The organism is Cryobacterium sp. CAN_C2, from assembly GCF_015751745.1.
Lineage (GTDB): Bacteria > Actinomycetota > Actinomycetes > Actinomycetales > Microbacteriaceae > Cryobacterium.
The window spans coordinates 150650-168607 of sequence record NZ_JADOUX010000005.1 but is presented as its reverse complement, the minus strand read 5'-3'; the positions used below and the strand labels follow the sequence as shown (position 1 = coordinate 168607).

Sequence of the window (17958 nt, the reverse complement as noted above, 5' to 3'; positions counted from 1 at the left end):
GGTGACGGCTCCGGTTCTCACGAACTGCAGGGTCACACCCGCACGAGAGCACCGCGCGAGTTTCCAGACGCGGAACAAGAACGCCACCCGCGTCAGCCAATCACCGTGCCCGAGGCGCCAGGGTGACCGTTGCCACATTCTCCACCAGCGGATGCCGGTCATCGCCGTGGAGTACAACACCCTTCTCCCACCAAAGTTTTAGCCCGGCGGGGGTATCTTCAAGGCTCGCCAGACAGTTGTCAAACCAGGGCCCCTTGATGCCCGCCCAGCGGAACGGCGGCGACGCAACCCCGGCGGCGCGGGCCAGCAGCGCGCTCACTCGCGTGGCTATTCCGAAGGCGAGCACGGCGGAGAACGATCGCATTGCCACGGGGAGTGGATTGCGGATCGGCGAGCAGACGGCTTGCACGATGCGGCTACCCGTCGTTCGTTCCACCTCGGAGACGGTCGAGTAGTGCACGTCACCCGACAAAAAAGTCACCGTCTGCGGAATCGTCCCCCGTTGGCCGTCGGCGACCTCTGTGGCCATCCGCGCCAAATCCTGGAAGCTCCGCTGGAAGGCACCCCAATGCTCCAGATCGACCAACTGGCGCAGCCATTCGCCGACGCGCGCGGCTGGCTTGCCCCAGGCGCCTTCGGACACGGCCTCGTCCCACGATTCCAGGTGGTGGAGCCCGGGCGGCAGCAGAAACGGCAGGGAGGTACCGATCAGCAGGTGCCGAAATCCGCCGCGCATCCGCTCGTCTAGCCAGTCGGTCTCTGCGTCGTCCAGCAATGATCGCCGAGCGGGCTCCAATTCCCGGGCTGCGCGGGAGTCGACCACAATCAGCCGTACATCGTTGATGTCGCGGCAATAACTCCACCGGTAGCTGCTGGGTTCTTGATCACACCGTTCAGCAAACGCGTCGAGCCTGGAGCTGATGTCGAGTTCGGAAGCGCCGCCGTGGGATGCGATGTCGCGCCAAATTTCATCGGCAGCTCGTTCGGTGGGTGACATGTTGCCGAGATGCTGGTACACCCAGTACGAGGCCAACCCCGCCACAATGCGCCCCCGCCACCACGACGTTGCCGCCATCTGTCGTTTCCAACTCAGCGAGGTATTCCAGTCGTCACGAATGTCGTGGTCGTCGAAAATCATCGCGGTCGGCACCGTGGAGAGCAGCCAACGGTTGGCCTCGTCTGACCAGGCCAGGCGGTAGAGGTGTGCGTATTCTTCGAAGTCGGCCAGTTCCTTGCCGGGCGGCTCGCTGATGTCACGTCGAGCGCGAATGAACTCCTGCATCTTCTCCGTGGTCAAGTCTGCGTACACCTGATCGCCGAGAAAGAGGATCAGATCCGGACGCGGCACGTTGTTGCCAGGCGAGGCGAGGCGCAGGGCGCAGGCTCGGAGAGCGTCGACGCCGTGCGTGCGGTTGCCGTCTGCGTCATGTGGAACGCTGGTGCGGCAGGAACCAAACGACATGCGAAGTGGATGCCCGCTTCCGAGCGTCGCGATGACAGCCGCCGGAAAAGTGGAGTGCGCCATCGGCCACGCCAACGTCCCGTCGAACTCCACGGTGTACGGCAGCGTCATGTCGGGTTGCAGGCCGTCAACGTACACGAGCGCGTAGTGGTGTCCATGCACGGCGAAGGTGCGCGCCTGCCACGCTCGACCCGCGGCCGTCACGGCAACCTGACCGGCCTCCCGCGTCTCACACCAGATGCTCGCCGAGACGTCGTCGACGTACCGAATCATCGGGCCGAGAATCAGGGGCGAACTCGTCATGAGTAAGTTGTACCGCGTCAAACCGGCGACGGCTAGACATTTTTCGTCGGCAATCGGTATTGATGCTTCCCGCCGAGGTCGGTCGGCCGAAACTTTCTGCGTCCGGGGCACGCCGGCCGAGGTGCTCACCGACGAGGGAGCGCGCAGTCGTAGGGCGTCGACCAGGCTCGGCGGTACCGCCGGCGACGCGTCGGCGACCAAGTCGTGGTCCGCCGCCCGTAGACCGGTTCGGCACTGCTCCGGCGGCGAGTACGCTCGAATGGTGCTGTCCCGCGATTTGATTCGTCTGTACCCTGAGCTCTACCACGTGGCCGCTGACGGCAGTTGGCCTGCCATCGAGCGGCACGGACTGCTCAGCCCGACCGCGCTCGTGACCCGGTGGGGCGTCCAGCAGGGCGCCCCACAAGCGGCCATTCTGGGTAAGCGGCGAGGCGAGTCGCGTGTGCTGGAGCATGCGGAATTCGGTACCGCGGTCATCCGTCATCAAAAAGCCATTCACGAGCCGTCGCTCGACGACGCCCTCGAGGATATGACGCTCGCCGACTGGTACGCAGCCCTGAACGACCGCGTGTTCTTTCACCTGCAGCCGCGATTTCTGCGCGACCTGCTGAACGCCCGCTCCTATCGGAATGACGCCCACACCGTGATCACCCTGAGCACCAAAAGTCTGGTCGCCGCGCACGAGGACGAGATTGAGTTGAGCGCCATCAATTCCGGCTTCGCTCAGCGGCACGACAAAGAACTGCGCGGGCGCGACACCTTCGTATCAATCGAGGACTATCGACACCCGACCCGGTCACACGCGGTGACCAAGGGTCGCGATGTCGCCGAACTCGCTATTCCGCGCGCGGTGCGCGACCTGCGTGACCACGTCGTGCGTGTCGAACGGATGCGCGAGGGCACCGTTCTGGAGCGCCTCGCCTGATAACTCGGTGCGCGAGCTCTCGTGCAGGAGCCGGGCAGTCAGCGGGCGGCCAGAAACTCCACGGCGGAGACGATGAGGGGCGAGGTCGCGATGGCGAGCACGGTCGCGCCCGCCGCGGCGGCAAGAACCGTGAACGTGGTGCGCCGGGTGCGGGCGGCCGCTACCTGCTGTTCAAGTGCGGTGAACCGGGCGTGCAGGTGAGCCGGTGCGAGCGGCTGGCTCGCGGCCCGCCACGTGGCCGGGTCATCGATGACCGCGGTGAGCGCGGCCTGCTGCTGCTTGGTGAACACCGGGGGGCGCGCGACAAGCCACCGGCGCAGGCGCGGTGCGTCGATCACCGTCACGGTATCCGGTTTGCGGGCGAGCAGAATTTTGTGCGGATTGACCAGCACAATCATGGCTTGAACGACGGTTGCTGCCGGCATCTCCGCGGCCAGCAGGGCGGTGATCTGGGCCGATTCGAACCGGGGGTCTCGCAGGTACGGCATGGCGTGTTCGCCGATCGGAATCGAGCGCGGTGATCCGGTCAAGTCCCGATCCCAGTGGGTCTTCGAGTTGATTGAGAAGATTCCACCCGGACCCACCACGAGGTGATCGACCCAGAATGCCGTATTGCGAATGGGCAGGGAGTGATAGACGCTGTAGCCGTCGGGAAGCCGGGCGAGAATATCGCCGACAACGATCTCGGCCTGCGCGGCGCGCAGCCACCCCAGCTCGTTCGCGTCGAGCGGCGAGGCGCCCAGGGTGCGTGCGAGCCGTGACTGCGGCGGCCGATCGCCGTGCTGGCGGAGCAGTTCCTCGACGACGGATTGACCGGCGAACCGGCCCGGAGCGGTGAGTGCACCGGGCACCACTATACGAGCAGGCTCGCTAGCACGAGGATGCATTCCAGCTCCGACACTTATTATGGCCACGTTCACTTACCTCACCACGGGTTCGCACCCCGTACTATCGTGGCACCGCCACCTGCCGATTGCGTGTTAACAATCGGCCGCGTCGCAGCATTGGTTAGTAACTCTGAAGTAATGCTCATTCGTGCTCTGAAGGCGACGCACGAGGCTGGCACGAAGCATCCGCTGTCAATTTAGAGGGACGACCCCGGCCGGTGCCTCCCCCGCTAAGTAGGGCAACGTCAGCTAGCCTGAAATCCACCCCACCGATTGGATCCGCACGTGAAACACCTGACCTTCAACGTTTGCGCGATCGCGGGACTCGGTTTCAGCGGCTTAGCCGTGCTTCTCCTGCTGGCCAATCTTGTCTCGGGCAACCAGTTCGTCGACGCGATCCTGCCTGCGGCCGTTGTCTCCCTCGTGGTCGGCGGCGCATTCTCTGTGCGCGCCCGCCTGCTTTCGGCCAAGGGGAACGGTCCGGCCAAGCGCTGACTCCTAGTGTCTGGGCTGCTCCGCGCTACCGGGTTGCGGCACGATCGACGGCCGGATGCCCCAGGTCAGCGGGTTGTCGACCACGGCGGCGAGTTCCATGCGTTCGATCGGGCGCAGCACCCGCGGGCGCGCGGCCAGCCAGTCGCCGAGTGTGGCCGCCCCGAGCACCGGCACGGTCCGGCCCGACACCGACCGGCCGGTCACCCGTAGTCGACGAGCGCCGAGCACGACGAGCGCCGGCTGCACCGCGGTTCGCAGCGGCAGCCGCTGGCGCAGCCGCGTCGTAAGGCGGCGCGCGGTGGCTTCGGCGGCCGCGAGCTCCGACGAGCGTTTCCCGGCGACGAGCACCGTGCGTCGGTGAACCCAGGCGATCCGGCCGTCGTAGAGCTGCGCGTGCAGCGCGAAGACGCCGCCGGGGCCCACCAGGAGACGCACCACGCTCGCGTCGTCACCGCCGAGCACGGGCAGTGTGAAGGCGGCCCAGTGTTCCGGCAGCGTAACGAGCAGCGTGTCCACGGCGGACTCACAGCGCGCGCGGGCCACCGCGAGGTCGGTCGGCGTGGCGGTAGCTGGTCGCGACCCACGGCCGAGCAGCCAGGCTGGTCCTGTCGATGATCGAGGCGCTCCGGTACGATTCGATTCGGGCAATTCCGGAGACGTCGTCAGACGCCGCCGCGTGGAGAGTATGTGCGTCATCAGTGCTCCTCGCCGGGTTCTATATCCTGCCAGTGCCACCCCCGCTGCAAGACCCCCAGAATGGGTTACTTTTTACCAGGCGGATGCCGTGCCTCGGCTCCGCGGTTTGAGGCGCCCGGGTTGCGCAACGTATATTCATAGGGTCGTTCGTGTGCGGCCAGAAGGAGCCCCATGACCGTTCGCCGCCCGACCCGATCATTTCTGGTGGTGGGGTTGATTGCGGGCGCGCTCGCGGTGATTTTGGTGGGAACGGCGGTAGCGGAAGCATCCGTTTCGCCTGATCGGGCCGACACGGTAGGCAGTCCAACGCCCATACCGTCACCCGCCGTCAGTGCAGCCCCCGAGGCTTCGGCCGACACCGCGGCCCTCGCCGTGCTCGCGACCCTGCCGGTGAAGGGGCGGGCACCGAAGACCGGTTACGACCGCGAGGGAAGCTTCGGGTCGGCCTGGCAAGACGTCGACCAGAACGGCTGCGACACCCGCAACGATATTCTGGCCCGCGACCTGACCGTGCTCGTGGTCGACGGCAGCTGCGAGGTGCAGAGCGGCACCCTGATGGGACTGTACACCGGCCTGACCATCAATTTCGTGCGCGGGCAGGCGACCTCGTCGCTCGTGCAGATCGACCACGTAGTCGCCCTGTCGAACGCCTGGCAAACCGGCGCGCAGCAACTGTCGCAGGAGCAGCGGGTGGCGTTGGCCAATGATCCGCTCAACCTGCTCGCCGTCGACGGCGTGACCAACTCCCGGAAGGGCGATGGCGACACGGCCACCTGGTTGCCGCCGCTGAAAAGTTACCGGTGCGCCTACGTGGCACGGCAGGTCTCGGTGAAAGCGACCTATGCGCTGTGGGTGACTCCGGCCGAGCATGATGCGATGACGCGAATACTGTCGGGCTGCCCCAACGAACTCGCGACCATCGGTACCCAACCGGTCGTCGCGCCCGAAGTCGTGCCCAAGGCAGCGCCGGTTGCCGATACCCCGAACGACGTCTATTTTCAGAACTGCACCGCCGCCCGCGAGGCCGGAGCGGCTCCCGTGCACGCTGGAGATCCCGGCTATGGACGCCACCTCGACCGCGACGGCGACGGAACCGGCTGCGAGTAGGGCGTGGGCCCGGGCAATCGACAGGCCGAGGCCGGAACCGCCGAGAGGCTCTCCCCCTCTACGTGACGACAGCGCCCGGCACGGTGTCGGCGTGCTTGGGGGCTCCCGGTCCCCGGTCTGAGCCGGGAGTGGGGTCGGCCCGGTCGATCAACCGCTGTTGCAGGTCAGCCCGTACCTGCCCGCTGGGCACGAGGTTGATCAGAACACCGTCCGCCGCCAGCACAATCGTCGGCATCGCCAGAACTGCGCCGCGGCGCGTGGACGGCATCCGCTTGCCACGGCCAGCGACGAACCGGCGAGCGGTGACGAACTTGTCAGCCGGTGAGGCGGTAGCCGATGCCGCGCACGGTGTGAGGTCAGCGTTCGACCAAAATTCCATCTTCGTCGCAGTAGACGGTACGACCCGGAGTGAAGGTGACGCCGGCGATCTCGACGACGGCATCCGCTACCCCGGAACCGGTCTTGGAACTCTTGCGGGGGTTGCTGCCGAGGGCTTTCACCCCGAGGTCGAGGACGCCGATGGCCACTCGGTCGCGCACCGCGCCGTTGATGATCGCGCCCGACCAGCCGTTTTCGACAGCGAGGTCGGCGATCATGTCGCCCATGAGCGCCGCGTTGAGCGAGCCACCGCCGTCGATGACGAGCACGGCGCCGTGGCCGGGCGTGGACAGGATCGATTTGAGCAGGGCGTTGTCTTCGAAGCAGGTGACCGTGCGGATCGGGCCGCTGAAGCGGGCTCGCCCACCGATCGTCTGAAACTGCAATGGTACGGATTGCAGCTCGTCGCCACGCTCGTCGTATAAATCGGCGGTCAATACGGTCATTGTTCCTCCAGAGTTCCGGTGCTTCCAGAGTAGGCCCCGGCCAGGCAGCCCTGAACTCTATGTATATGACGCTGGCGAGGAACGCCTTCGTGCGCGGGTTCTACGGATTGTCCAGCACACTGGCCGGCTGGCCGTTTTCCACGACGACGCCGGCATCCATAAAAGGAAGATTCCCCTGACCACTTCGACGCCGCCGAAGCTCGTGCCACCGTGCGGGCACTGAACAGTGCTGCAACGGCGAAGGCCGTCGGTGCAGCGCTCGTCGCGGCGACCGTTACGCGTGTGGTGTCGGTCACCGGGCATCCGCTCTCAGGGTGGCAGGTGACGGTTGCGAGGCCGGACGCAGTGCCGCCCCTCACGCGGGCGAGCGGAGACGGCGGCAGCGCGCGGGCGTTGCCGCGGCCGTGGTGGCGTTCCAGGTACTGCTGCGGAATGATCACCCGCATGGCCTGCGGCAAGACGACCCTGAAGAGGGTGAAGGTGGCGTTCAGGCCTGCGTCACATGCAGGGTCATGGCCGTCTCCTCTGGTTGGGGAAAGGCCTGGTTGGGGAAAGGCTAGAAACGGATGCTGTCGGTGCGGGCGGTCACGCTGGCCAACACGTCGCGCAGCACCTCCACGCCGATGCCGGGGCCGGTCGGCACCCGCAGGTGCCCGTTCTCGAGCTCGAACGGTGCGGTGAGATCCTGCGCGAAATACCGGTTGGAGGCTGAGGTATCGCCCGGCAGTACGAAGTTCGGCAGCGCGGCGAGGGCCACGTTGGCCGCCCGGCCGATGCCGGTTTCGAGCATGCCGCCGCACCAGACTGGCACGCCGTGGGCCGCGGCGACATCGTGGATGCGACGCGCCTCGAGGTAGCCGCCGACCCGGGCCGGCTTCACGTTGATAATGCTGCAGGCGCCGAGGGTGATCGCCGTTGCGGCGTCGCGGGCCGATTCGATCGACTCGTCGAGACAGATCGGCGTGGTGATGAGCTTGGCCAGGTTGGCGTGGCCGAGCATGTCATCCTCCTTCATCGGCTGTTCCATCAGCAGCAGGTCGAAGGGGTCGAGCAGGGCGAGGTGACGGGCATCGGCGAGGGTGTACGCGGTATTGGCGTCTACCTGCAGCAGAACGTCGGGGCCGAAACGTTCACGCACCGCCCGCACCGGCGCGAGGTCCCAGCCGGGTTCGATTTTCAGCTTGATGCGCAGGTAGCCCTCGGCAAGGTAGCCAGCGACGGCGTCGAGCAATTCGGGGATCGAGTCCATGATGCCAACCGAGACGCCGGCCGGCACGGTGTCGCGCACCGCGCCGAGGTGGTTGCCGAAAGAGACACCGGTGGTTGTGAGTTGCGCATCGAGAATGGCCGTTTCAAGTACGGCCTTGCTCATCATGTGCCCCTTCACCGGTTCGAGCGCGGTGGCCACGAGTTCGGCGCTGAGCCGGTCGCCGAGCGCCTGCAGCCGAGGCACGAGGTGGTCGCGAATGACCAGATCGCTCGCGTCGAGAAATTCGGAGCTGTAGAGGGGATGGGCGTCGGCAGCACACTCGGCCCAGCCCTCGGCATCCGATGTGATGACGCGCACCACGGTCACCTCCCGCTCGGTCGACGTGCCGAACGAGGTGCGGAACGGCCGCACCAACGGCATGTGCACGCGGCGTAGTTCGATGGTCTCGATTTTCACGCTGTTCCTCCTGGTTCGAGTCGGTACCAGCCGTCACGGCTGACCCCGCGGGCTATATGCCCCGAAGCGAATACGTCGGTGAGGATGGAGCGGATGCTCCGCCGCCACTCGGCCGCGAGCTGCGGGTTCTTCGCGCGCAGCGCCACAATGTCAGTGGGGACCCGGCACCACCGGGCGCCGCCCACCGCGATGAGCACGGGGTCTCCGTCGGGGCCGAGTCGGAGCACATCGTTGGCTCCGAAGTCGGGGCGCCGGGCCGCAAGCGGGCGGTCTTCACTGCAGGCGGCCGACTCGTCGCTCGTGAGGGGCCAGACGGCGACCAGACGGTCGCTTTCGTCGTTGGCGTTCATCCCGCCCTGCATGGGGCCGTAGAAATCGACGGCGTACTCGCTCGTGTAGGCGCCCAGTTTGGTGAGGTTGAAGCGGGCGTTGCGGCTGACCAGGGGATCGAAGGTCCAGGTCATTTCGGTCAGGTCGCGAGCCAGCCCCCAGGCCCGCTGGTGCTGTTTGAGGGCGAAGCCCACGCCACGGTCGCTGATGCCGGGTAGAACCCCGGCGATCAGGGAGTACATCGACGGCGCCTGCCTGGCGGGGGACCGCGGGGTGACGATCGCCGCGGCAGCGCCGACGAGGCGGCCGGCCCGGTCTCGGGCCGCGGTAACGTTGCAGCCGGCGTGGCTGATGCTGCGCAGCAGTTCGGAGGAGATGGCGCTCTCGCCCGGCGGCAGCAGCCAGATCGTATTGAACAAGGTTTCGATCTCGAGAAAACCAGCGAGGCTGCCCTCGTCGCGCACTCGAACGTCGGCCGATTCAGACGCAATCCGAGCCGCAGTCTGGGCCTGCTCCGTCAGAGCGGTGAAGGACGGTTTCTGGAACATCTGCCCAGTATGGTCGAGTCGCGGACGGTGATCTTTAGCGCCCAGCATGAAAAAATGGTCGGTTTGTGGTCGCGCAGCACAATACGGGTTGGCTACGGTGCACGAATGACCCCTTTGGGCCTGTTCGTCGGTGACCGTTCCCGCTGGCTAATCCGATTGTCGCGAGGGTCGGCGGCGCGACCGCGTCGAAGACGTGCAGACCGGGGTGCTGGCCTATTCGACGCTGCCGGACCAGCCGATCGATGACACTCGGCGCGATGGCATTCTCGGCCGGCAGGTGCCCGAGCCGGCTGGTCGACGCCACCGGAACGCTCGCGCGGTCAGCGCGTTCGGTGCACACTAGCCAGGTGATTCGTAAACGAGTGCTCGCGCGAGGCGAGGTGCAGGGCGTCGGATTTCGGTACCACGCAAAGGCCGAGGCGCTGCGCCTCGGGCTGGTCGGGTATGCCCGCAACCGGTCGGACGGATCGGTGGAACTCGAGATCGAGGGGCGGGAGGCATCCGTTTCGCGCATGCTGGCCTGGTTGCAGGTCGGCCCGCGCTATGCCGTTGTGACCGCGCTCGAGGTGAGCGATATCGCTGCAACGGGCGAACGGGAGTTTCAGATCACCGGCTGAGGTCGGGGGCCGCCCAGCGCTGGCGTAGCGTTGTCCTATGACCGCGCGCACGAGTCCCGCCGGGGGATGGGAATGACAGCGCGCACCGCGTTCGGTTTGGCGCGCCTCGGACTGGCAGCGGGCGGGCTCGTCGCCCTGATCGGCTATTTTCGGTACACCCTCGGTGTGACCACGTTTGCGATTACCAATTTTTTCAGCTATTTCACGGTGCAGAGCGCCATTGCGTCGGTTTTCGTCTTCGTGACGGCCGCCGTGGTCGCGTTACGACGGCCCACCGACCCGGCCTGGCTCGACATGTTGCGGGCCATGGTCACGACCTACATTCTGGTCTCTGGCGTCGTCTACGGCATCATCGTCTGGCAATCGTCGGGGGCGAACTACTCGATCGAGGTGCCGTGGTCGAGCCAGCTACTGCACTTCGTGATTCCGCTCTGCGCCCTCATCGACTGGATCGTGGACCCGTTCAAGGCCCGCCTACCCTGGAAATATCTCGGCTGGGCCATCGTGTTCCCCGTGTTCTGGCTGGTCTTCACGCTCCTTCGCGGACCGATCGTGGGATGGTACCCGTACTTCTTTCTCGACGCCCGCCAGGTGAGCGGCCCCGGTGAGACCGTGTTCTATTGCCTGATCACTGTGGGAATCATCACCGGCATTGCTTCGCTGCTCACCTGGCTCACCCGGATCAGGCGGATGCCGCGCCACCTGCTTGCGCCTTGGCGCGCCTGAGCTACTGTTTGGGCTCCGCGAGGAACGGTTCGAGCGCGGTGAGCGCGGCCGCGAGAAAAGCTTCGTCGTCGAGTTCGGACAGCCGGGTTGCGTTTTCGGCGGCGACCATGCCCAAGAGGACGGGTTCGCCGGTGAGCGGCATCATGTTGACCCAGACCGGAAAGTCGGCGTCTTCGCCGACGATGGTCCAGAGGCGGGCCGCGGTATCCCAGAACGGCACGTCGAAGCGCAGCCAGATTTTGTCGACCAGGCCCATGCCGAGGGCGGCGATGGCACCGCGGTGGGCGAACGGCAGCGCGGGCGAAAACTCGATCGCCGCGTTCTTCAGCACACCAAGCGGCACCGTCACGATGACGCGATCGGCCGACAGCGACTCGCCGGTGCCGAGTCGCAGGCTCACACCGCGGTCGTCGTGGGCAACACGGTTGACCACGCTCGAGAGCAGCAGCTCGAGGCCCTCCGCGTCACTGGTCAGCAGCGTTGCATAGCCGCCGACCACGATCTGGTCGTCGTCGGCGCTCGCGATGTCGGTCGTGTACCAGGCCGATTGCTGGCTCGGGGTGGCCCCGGTTTCGATCTTTAGCTTCGTGGCGATTTCGTACTCGAGCCAGTCGGCATCCGAGAGGCCGTCGGCGTTCGGGGTTTTCGAGAGGTTGGCTTCGCCCGAGTCGATCAGCGCACGTTCGACCGAGACGTCCTGCTGCTGGTCGGCAGCCCAGTCGAGGGCACCTGCGACGACCTGCGCGCCGAGCGGGGACACCGTGACGACGGCACCGGCTCGGGTGCGCACCTCGGGGGTACGCACGAACGGCAACAGCGTCACCCCGAGAGCGGTCAGCTCGTCGTCCAGAGCAGTGACGGAGCTACGGTGCACGAACGAGGGGCCGCGTTCGATCGGAAAGGGCCAGTCGCCATTGACCGTGTCGATGCGTCCGCCGATGCGGTCGCGGGCCTCGATGACGAGCACGCTGAAGCCGGCGTCGACGAGTTCGCGCGCGGCGGTGATGCCGGCGATTCCGGCGCCGACGATCGTGATGCGCTCGCCGGGAGCCGCGACATCCCGCACCTGGCTGGCCGCGAGAAGGCCCGAAGCTCGGGCGCCCTGAACGGTGCCTGGCTCATCGACCGCGGTCGCTTCGCCGGCGAAAAATACGCGGGCGTCGACGGCCTGGCCGAGGGCCGCTCGGTGCTCGGGCGTGGCGCCGACGGCGGCGTAGCTGAAGGATCCGCGGGAGAAAGCGTCAGCCGACCAGTTGGTGCGGGAGACCGTCACTGGTTGGGGCACCAGCGACGGTGTGAGAGTGGTGGGTGAAGCGGATGTCGTCGGCACCGGCGCCGGCGTCACGCAGGCCGCGAGGGCCAACACGGAAAAACCCGACGCCGTGCCGAGCAGAAAAGTGCGCCGCTTCACGATTGGCCTGGTTCAGAACGGCGGATCTCGGGTCTGCGCCCGCAGTGGTTCAATCCGGCGCCAGTCATGAGACCAAACTACCGCAGACCGCCCCGAAGCCTCGGGCTGAGACGACGACGTTACCGATTTGAGTTGTCATTGCCGCCCCGCGGGCAGCTGGGGGCTGGTTCAGGAGATTCGTGTCAGCGTCCGCCGGCACCGCGTCGACCCAACAGGCCACGGCTCAGGACGGGCGGCGTTCCTCGGCCACGGAGTTTCCGCCGTCGACGACGATCACCTGCCCGGTGACGTAGGCGGCCCCCGGCGAGGCGAGAAACGCGATGACGGATGCGACCTCCCCCGGCGTCCCGCTGCGTGCGGCCGGAACAAGGGCACCTTCCAGAGCTTCGCTCGTGAGCTGGGAGCCGGTCGCGATCCAGCCCGGGGCGACGACGTTCGACGTGATGCCGGCTGCTGCCTCGTCGACGGCGAGGGCACGGGCCAGCCCAACCAGCCCGGCCTTGGCCGCGGAGTAGGCGATATCGCCGCGGCTCGCCATGATCGTTCCGCTGACGCTCGACACCGTCACGATGCGGCCCCAGCCGGCCGCGCGCATGAAACCGATCACGGTGCGCGTGGCGTGAAACGCCGTGGACAGGTTGATAGCGAGGCCGTGATCCCACTCGGCGGGGCTGGTCAGAATGTCGCCGTGGCCCATCTCGGCGTCCCCGACCGCGACCATACCGGCGTTGTTCACGAGGATCGTTGGTTGGTGCCCGCTCGCAGCGAGCGCCGCCTCCAGCCCTGCGGCACCCGCGACCGAGTCGAGGGTGCAGACGATTCCGATGGCATCGAGGCCGTCTGCGGCCAGCTCCTGCGCGCGGTCGTGCACCCGCGCCGTGGTGCCGGTGAGGATCACCCGAGCGCCGAGTTCGCCGAGCATCCGTGCTGCTGCGAAGCCGATACCGGCGGCGCTGCCCGCCCCGGTGACGAGCGCCGTACGCCCACCGAGGTCGAGGGCGGCCGGGAGCGCGTGGGCAAGAGTCATTGCGTCAGGTTAGCGCCCCGCGCCCGAGCCGGTGGTGCTGGGCGGCGACACTGTCAGGAAGCCGTCGGCCAGCAGCTCGCGTACCCTCGGCAGCAGTTCGCCGCTCAGCAAGGCCTCGTCGGCGTCGAGTAACTGGGCGAGAGCTCCGATGATGGCGCCGACGGCGAGGTCGCCGTCGCAGGCGCCGACCAGCCCGGCCAGAGCGGTGTCGAGCGAAACCGAACGGCCGAATCCGCTGCCCTGATGCAGGGTCATGAGTGTCGGATCCTGCTGACCTGGCCAGTAGTGGCGTTCTTCGGTGACGTCAGAGGCCACGGTGAGATTCGTTTGCAACAGGCGCGCGTCATCCGTTTGTGCCTGCCAGTCGTGCGCCGCGAGGCACTCGGCGAGGTGCGCGCCGAGCCCAGCCGGGTTGTGACCGAGGGCGTCGGGCAACCGTTCGAGGCGGCGCAGGGTGGGTTCGGTGGCGGACGCCACGCTCAGAGTTTCGTCGGGCATTCCTCGGGGCTCTGCGTCTGTCGGCAGCCGCAGCAGCAGGTAGCCGAACCCGACCCGGCGTACACCGCGCGTCTCGAAGTCGTTCAGCCAGGCGTTGTACAGCCGGTCGAAGTCGGGGCCGGGGCGGGTGCCGCCGTCGCGAATCCAGGTCTCGGCATACTCACCCGGTGACTGTACCTCACGTTCAATGATCCATGCGTCGAGCGCTGCACGAGCCGTCGCAGATTCTCCGGCTTCCGGCGTGAGCCAGTGCTCGAGCCGCTCGAAGGCATCCGTTTCGTCGTGGTATTCCCAGTTGCCGAGCAACTGGACGACGCCGCCGGGAGTGAGATGATCAGCAGCCCCGCGCACAACGGCCTCGACCAGGGCGTCGCCGACCATCCCTCCGTCGCGATACTCGTAGCTCGGCACCCCCTCGGCCCGCGGCGTGATCACGAACGGCGGATTCGAAATGATGTGGTCGAACCGCTCCCCGAACACCGGCTCGAACAGGCTACCGAACCGAAATTCGATGTTGTAGATGTCGTTCAGCTCGGCGTTCAGCGCCGCGAGTTCGAGCGCACGCACCGAGATGTCGGTCGCGACGACGCACTCGGCGTGCCGAGAGGCGTGCATGGCCTGAATTCCGCATCCCGTGCCGATGTCGAGCGCGCGCTCCACCGGGGTCGGCATCATGAGTGCGCTGAGGGTGCGCGAGGCGCCGCCGATGCCGAGAACGTGTGTTTCGCCGAGCGGATGCCCCAGCGCCAACTCCCCCAGGTCGCTCACGATCCACCAGCTGCCAGCCCCGTGGGCGTCGATGAAGCTGTACGGGCGCAGGTCGACGAGCGGGCACAGGAGCGCATCCGGTGCGGTCACGCCTCTTGCGCCGGCACGTTCGACAGCGGGCGGTCGATCAATTCCATCGACCGCTCTGACGAGCCCGAGTTGCTCGGCTCCGGCCGCCCCAAGAGCCGGCAACGCGGCATCGAGGTCGGCGCGCGGCACCGCGTCCCCGAGCAGGAACAGCCGGGCAAGAGTCGCGGCGGGCTCGTTCCGGTCGAGCGTGGTGGCGAGCGCGGCGAGCGCCCGCCGGGCCGGAACCCGCTGATTGCGGCGGAGGGCGGCATCCGCTTCGATGCCCCACAAGCCGGTCAGGCCGGGAACCGAGAAGTGGGCGGCGGCAAGGTCGGTGCGCAGGCGGGAAATAAGAGTTGCAGAAGTCACCCGTCCATTCAACTCGATGCGCGGCCGACGCCCCATCACAGCCAGCGCATGGTGAATGCCCGGGCCACGAGCTCGTTGGCCGGTGGCAGCGTGAGCGAGCGCACGAGGGCGTTGCGAGCGCCAAGCCGCAGGCCGTGCGCCGGCCGGCCCATCTGCATGTTGAATGCTGCCTGCCGGACCGCACGGCGAGCGGCGTCGCGGCGGGTACGGTCGTAGTCGGCCAGCACGGATGCCGCCTCCCCCGGCGCCAGCAGCGCCCGCTGCAGCGCCGGCGCGAGTGCAACGGCGTCGAGCCAGCCGAGGTTCATGCCCTGCCCGCCGATCGGACTGATCTGGTGTGCCGCGTCGCCGACCAGCACGATGCGGCCGGCGGGCCGCGGCTGAGGCAGCGGCCCGGGGCGCCAATGCCCCGCGCGCGACGGCCCCTCCCCCAGCGGCTCCGAGTGCATCCGCCCCGCGAGCCTCTGCTGCACGGCGAACGCGCTGGCCGCTCCGAGCGGCTCGGCAACCCTCACTCCTGTTCGATGACGGATGAGCGCGGCCAGGTCGGCGCTGTCGGCATTCGCGGCCAGAAAATCGGTCATCGCCACCCAGCGGCGTCGGGCACCGGGCAGCGGAAACGACTCGACCACCCCGCCGCGCTCGAAATAGAGCACCGCACCGGTGTCGCTCGGTCCGGGGTCGGCGAAGTCACCCATGAGATAGGTTTCGTGACGGCCGAGCTGCCGCCAGGCAATGCCGGCCGCTTGGCGCACCCCACTGCGCGCACCGTCCGCGCCGATCACATAGCGGGCCTCGATCGGGCCAGAGTCGGTCGAGAGTTCGACGGCGTCGCCGCGGCACTGAACCCCGGTGACCGTTACGCCGCTGCGATACCGGTCGGGCCGCAACTGCTCGAACCGGCCGAGCAGCAGGGCCTCCGTCTCGTATTGCGGCAGGGCGACGACGAACGGATACCCCGGCGCAGCCCGCTCGAACGACATCTTCCCGAGCCTCCGGCCGTCGCAGCGCACCTCCCCCGCGGGAATCCGCACAGCCCGCTCGAGCACGGCGTCGGCGACACCGATACCGGCGAGGGCGCGCAGCAACGGCGGGTGGATACCGATCGCCCTCGAGCGGAGCGACGGCTGCTCCCGCTGCTCGAGCACCTCGACATCCAGTCCGCCTACGGCCAGCACGCAGGCAAGCATCGTGCCGACCGGACCCCCGCCGACGATAACGACGTCACGCATTCGGCGCGTCCCAGCTCAGTACGAGCCGGGACGGCAGGCCTCGCGATACCGTCCACCCGGCGGGAACCGCCGCCCGTAGCTCGACCGGCGTGTAGCTGCGGCGAATCGAGGTGAGGCCGTCGGGGCGAATATAGGAGTGCCGAAAGAACGGCCAGGTCGCCGCCGCGAACCCGAGATAGGCGATGTTGGAGCGTTCCAGGTCGGCGTGCAGCACCCGGCGACGGGCGAGATCCTCTGAATCCACGAGCAACCCTTTCAGTTCAGCAACGCTGAGGTGGTGCAGCACATGGTTCGAGACCACGAAATCGAAGCGCGCACCCTCAGCGACGAGGTCCGAGCTGAGCGCCCGCCGAAACGACAGCCCGGCAATTCGCGACTGGCTGGTCGCGAACAGGTGCGCGCGGGCATCCGGGTCGATGCCGGTCACCCTCAGCCGAAGACCGTCGCGTACCGCCCAGCGGGCCAGCGCCCGCGAGACGTCGCCGCCGCCCGAGCCGACGTCGAGCAGCGTCGCTTCGGTCGTGGTTGACAAGGCGGGGCGAATGCTGCGGCGATAGATCCTCCACCAGCCCGACACGACCGCGTTGACCACGCGAAAATCCTGGTAGGTGCGGTTGAGCATGGCCGGATCGCACAGCGGAGAATCCATGATCTCTGCTGCTCCGTGAGCCCGCACACGCAATGAGGGAAGGACCATTCAGCCCTCGATCACGGTCATCAGGCCGGATTCCACGGTGAGCCCCGGGCCGAACGCCATGGCGCAGACCCGTTCGCCATCGGCGGTGGCTGGGCCGTCGAGAATGGCCTTCATCACGAACAGAATCGTCGCGCTGCTCATGTTGCCGTTGGTGCGCAGCGTCTCCCTCGAGGGCACCAGTTGGTCCGCGCGCAGCTCGAGCTTCGCCTCGGTCTTGTCGAGAATGCTGCGGCCGCCGGGGTGGATCGCCCAGTGTTCGATTACCGAGCTGAGCGAGGCGGCGGGAGCGAGGGTGAGAACCGGGGCGAGGAGGGTCGCGACGGTACCGGCAGAGTATGCGGCGGAATCCGCTTCGCGAGGAGCGGCGAGCTGCCCGGTGATGGCCGCATCACGGGCGAACAGCGGGGCAAGGGCGCCCTCGATGTGTTCGTCGATGATGTGCGGCACGTAGGTGCTCAGAATCATTTCGAAGCCCTCATCGCCGATTTTCCAGGCCATGTCGCCCTCGCCGACCGGGGTGATGACCGTTTCGAACAGGTCGAGGCCGAGTGCTTTTTCGCCGGGCAGCGGCGGCCGGGCGCTGACGATGCCGGCGGCCGCGCCGTCGGAGAACAGTGAGGACGCCACGATCGTGTCGGGGTCGCTCGAGGTGCGCAGGTGTAGTGAGCAGAGTTCGGCACTGACCACGAGCACGACCGCGTTCGGGTCGGCTTCGACGAACTGCTTCGCGGTGCGGAGGGCCGGCATGGCGGCGTAGCAGCCCATGAATCCGAGGTGGTAACGCTGGGTGCTGGCTCGCAGGCCGAGCTCTCGCACGAGCATGTAGTCAGGGCCGGGGGCATAGAACCCGGTGCAGGAGACGGTGACGACGTGGGTCACGTCTTCCGGTCGGACGTCGGGGCAGGCGGCGAGCGCCCGGCGCCCCGCTTCGACAAAGAGTTTGGTGGCCTCCGTGATGTACAGCTCGTTGCGTACCCGGGTGCTCGGCACGAGCAGAAGCTGCTGCTTTGAATCGAAGAACTGCGGTTCGGTCTCATCGTTGTCGAGGGTGAGCTCGGCGATCACGGTATGCCGGGTCTCGATGCCCGACACGTTGAAACTCGTGCTGACCAGCCGTTGAGCCAGCCGGCTGAGTCCGGGCTGGGCGGCAAAGATGTCGCGCACCTGCTCTTGAATCAGAATCGTCGGGGGAACTAGGGTCTGGATCGCTCTCAGCGTGACGGCCATGAGTCAGTCTCGCACGCGACTTCGATTGAGTACACCCCAACTTTACGAATCTGGGGCAGCCGGGCGGACAGAAT

General features: G+C 67.2%; 18 protein-coding genes. 5 read left to right on the top strand and 13 right to left on the bottom strand.

From position 1 onward, the window contains the following. Positions 1 to 100: 100 nt before the first annotated feature. Positions 101 to 1765: an alkaline phosphatase D family protein gene (locus IWX77_RS06440; protein ID WP_196843685.1), complete on the bottom strand. Its 1665-nt coding sequence runs from the start codon at positions 1763 to 1765 to the stop codon at positions 101 to 103. Positions 1766 to 2024: 259 nt separating this feature from the next. Between IWX77_RS06440 and IWX77_RS06435 the strand changes: the two genes are divergently transcribed. Then, entirely contained in the window at positions 2025 to 2690 is a 666-nt protein-coding gene (locus tag IWX77_RS06435) for a DUF7002 family protein (protein WP_196843684.1), read from the top strand. 38 nt (positions 2691 to 2728) lie between these two features. Here IWX77_RS06435 and IWX77_RS06430 read toward each other — a convergent pair whose 3' ends face one another. After that, on the bottom strand, positions 2729 to 3577 hold the full coding sequence (locus tag IWX77_RS06430) for a nuclease-related domain-containing protein (RefSeq protein WP_196843683.1): 849 nt from the start codon (positions 3575 to 3577) through the stop codon (positions 2729 to 2731). 285 nt (positions 3578 to 3862) lie between these two features. Between IWX77_RS06430 and IWX77_RS06425 the strand changes: the two genes are divergently transcribed. Next, positions 3863 to 4072 carry a hypothetical protein gene (locus IWX77_RS06425; protein ID WP_196843682.1) on the top strand — a complete coding sequence of 70 codons (210 nt, stop codon included), beginning with the start codon at positions 3863 to 3865 and terminating at the stop codon, positions 4070 to 4072. A 3-nt stretch (positions 4073 to 4075) separates the two neighbouring features. Here IWX77_RS06425 and IWX77_RS06420 read toward each other — a convergent pair whose 3' ends face one another. Next, positions 4076 to 4768: a hypothetical protein gene (locus IWX77_RS06420; protein ID WP_196843681.1), complete on the bottom strand. Its 693-nt coding sequence runs from the start codon at positions 4766 to 4768 to the stop codon at positions 4076 to 4078. A 171-nt stretch (positions 4769 to 4939) separates the two neighbouring features. On the opposite strand from IWX77_RS06420, the gene IWX77_RS06415 reads away from it, so the two are divergent. Beyond that, a complete protein-coding gene (locus tag IWX77_RS06415) occupies positions 4940 to 5875 on the top strand; it encodes a GmrSD restriction endonuclease domain-containing protein (protein WP_196843680.1) in 936 nt (311 codons plus the stop codon). A 58-nt stretch (positions 5876 to 5933) separates the two neighbouring features. Here the strand turns inward: IWX77_RS06415 and IWX77_RS06410 are convergent, their stop codons facing one another. The 4 genes from IWX77_RS06410 to IWX77_RS06395 form a co-directional block, all read right to left on the bottom strand. Then, positions 5934 to 6254, bottom strand: coding sequence for a hypothetical protein (locus tag IWX77_RS06410; RefSeq protein WP_196843679.1), 321 nt, complete (start codon positions 6252 to 6254; stop codon positions 5934 to 5936). Continuing rightward, complete coding sequence (gene rraA, locus IWX77_RS06405) at positions 6232 to 6699, bottom strand: ribonuclease E activity regulator RraA (RefSeq protein ID WP_196843678.1); 468 nt, start codon at positions 6697 to 6699, stop codon at positions 6232 to 6234. The genes IWX77_RS06410 and rraA overlap by 23 nt, the downstream gene beginning before the upstream one ends. Before the next feature lie 556 nt (positions 6700 to 7255). Further along, the gene (gene menC, locus IWX77_RS06400; RefSeq protein ID WP_196843677.1) at positions 7256 to 8365 is read right to left on the bottom strand and encodes an o-succinylbenzoate synthase; all 1110 of its coding nucleotides are present in this window, start codon (positions 8363 to 8365) and stop codon (positions 7256 to 7258) included. Then, a complete protein-coding gene (locus tag IWX77_RS06395; protein ID WP_196843676.1) occupies positions 8362 to 9243 on the bottom strand; it encodes a hypothetical protein in 882 nt (293 codons plus the stop codon). Before IWX77_RS06395 ends, menC begins: the two co-directional genes overlap by 4 nt. A gap of 347 nt (positions 9244 to 9590) precedes the next feature. On the opposite strand from IWX77_RS06395, the gene IWX77_RS06390 reads away from it, so the two are divergent. Next, a complete protein-coding gene (locus IWX77_RS06390; RefSeq protein ID WP_297413571.1) occupies positions 9591 to 9860 on the top strand; it encodes an acylphosphatase in 270 nt (89 codons plus the stop codon). Positions 9861 to 9932: 72 nt separating this feature from the next. Next, entirely contained in the window at positions 9933 to 10586 is a 654-nt protein-coding gene (locus tag IWX77_RS06385) for a Pr6Pr family membrane protein (protein ID WP_196843674.1), read from the top strand. Position 10587: 1 nt separating this feature from the next. On the opposite strand, the gene IWX77_RS06380 is transcribed toward IWX77_RS06385, so the two are convergent. From IWX77_RS06380 to IWX77_RS06355, 6 genes are all read right to left on the bottom strand, one after another. Further along, positions 10588 to 11997, bottom strand: a complete 1410-nt coding sequence (locus IWX77_RS06380; RefSeq protein WP_196843673.1) for a flavin monoamine oxidase family protein — start codon at positions 11995 to 11997, stop codon at positions 10588 to 10590. Between the two features lie 223 nt (positions 11998 to 12220). Next, on the bottom strand, positions 12221 to 13024 hold the full coding sequence (locus tag IWX77_RS06375) for an SDR family oxidoreductase (RefSeq protein WP_196843672.1): 804 nt from the start codon (positions 13022 to 13024) through the stop codon (positions 12221 to 12223). A gap of 9 nt (positions 13025 to 13033) precedes the next feature. Then, entirely contained in the window at positions 13034 to 14764 is a 1731-nt protein-coding gene (locus tag IWX77_RS06370) for a DUF7059 domain-containing protein (RefSeq protein ID WP_196843737.1), read from the bottom strand. Further along, positions 14764 to 15960 (bottom strand): FAD-dependent oxidoreductase, encoded by a 1197-nt coding sequence (locus IWX77_RS06365; protein WP_196843671.1) that lies wholly within the window; start codon positions 15958 to 15960, stop codon positions 14764 to 14766. Before IWX77_RS06365 ends, IWX77_RS06370 begins: the two co-directional genes overlap by 1 nt. Then, positions 15953 to 16657 carry a class I SAM-dependent methyltransferase gene (locus IWX77_RS06360; RefSeq protein ID WP_196843670.1) on the bottom strand — a complete coding sequence of 235 codons (705 nt, stop codon included), beginning with the start codon at positions 16655 to 16657 and terminating at the stop codon, positions 15953 to 15955. Before IWX77_RS06360 ends, IWX77_RS06365 begins: the two co-directional genes overlap by 8 nt. Beyond that, on the bottom strand, positions 16658 to 17884 hold the full coding sequence (locus tag IWX77_RS06355; RefSeq protein WP_196843669.1) for a type III polyketide synthase: 1227 nt from the start codon (positions 17882 to 17884) through the stop codon (positions 16658 to 16660). It lies immediately after the preceding gene. Positions 17885 to 17958: the final 74 nt, after the last annotated feature.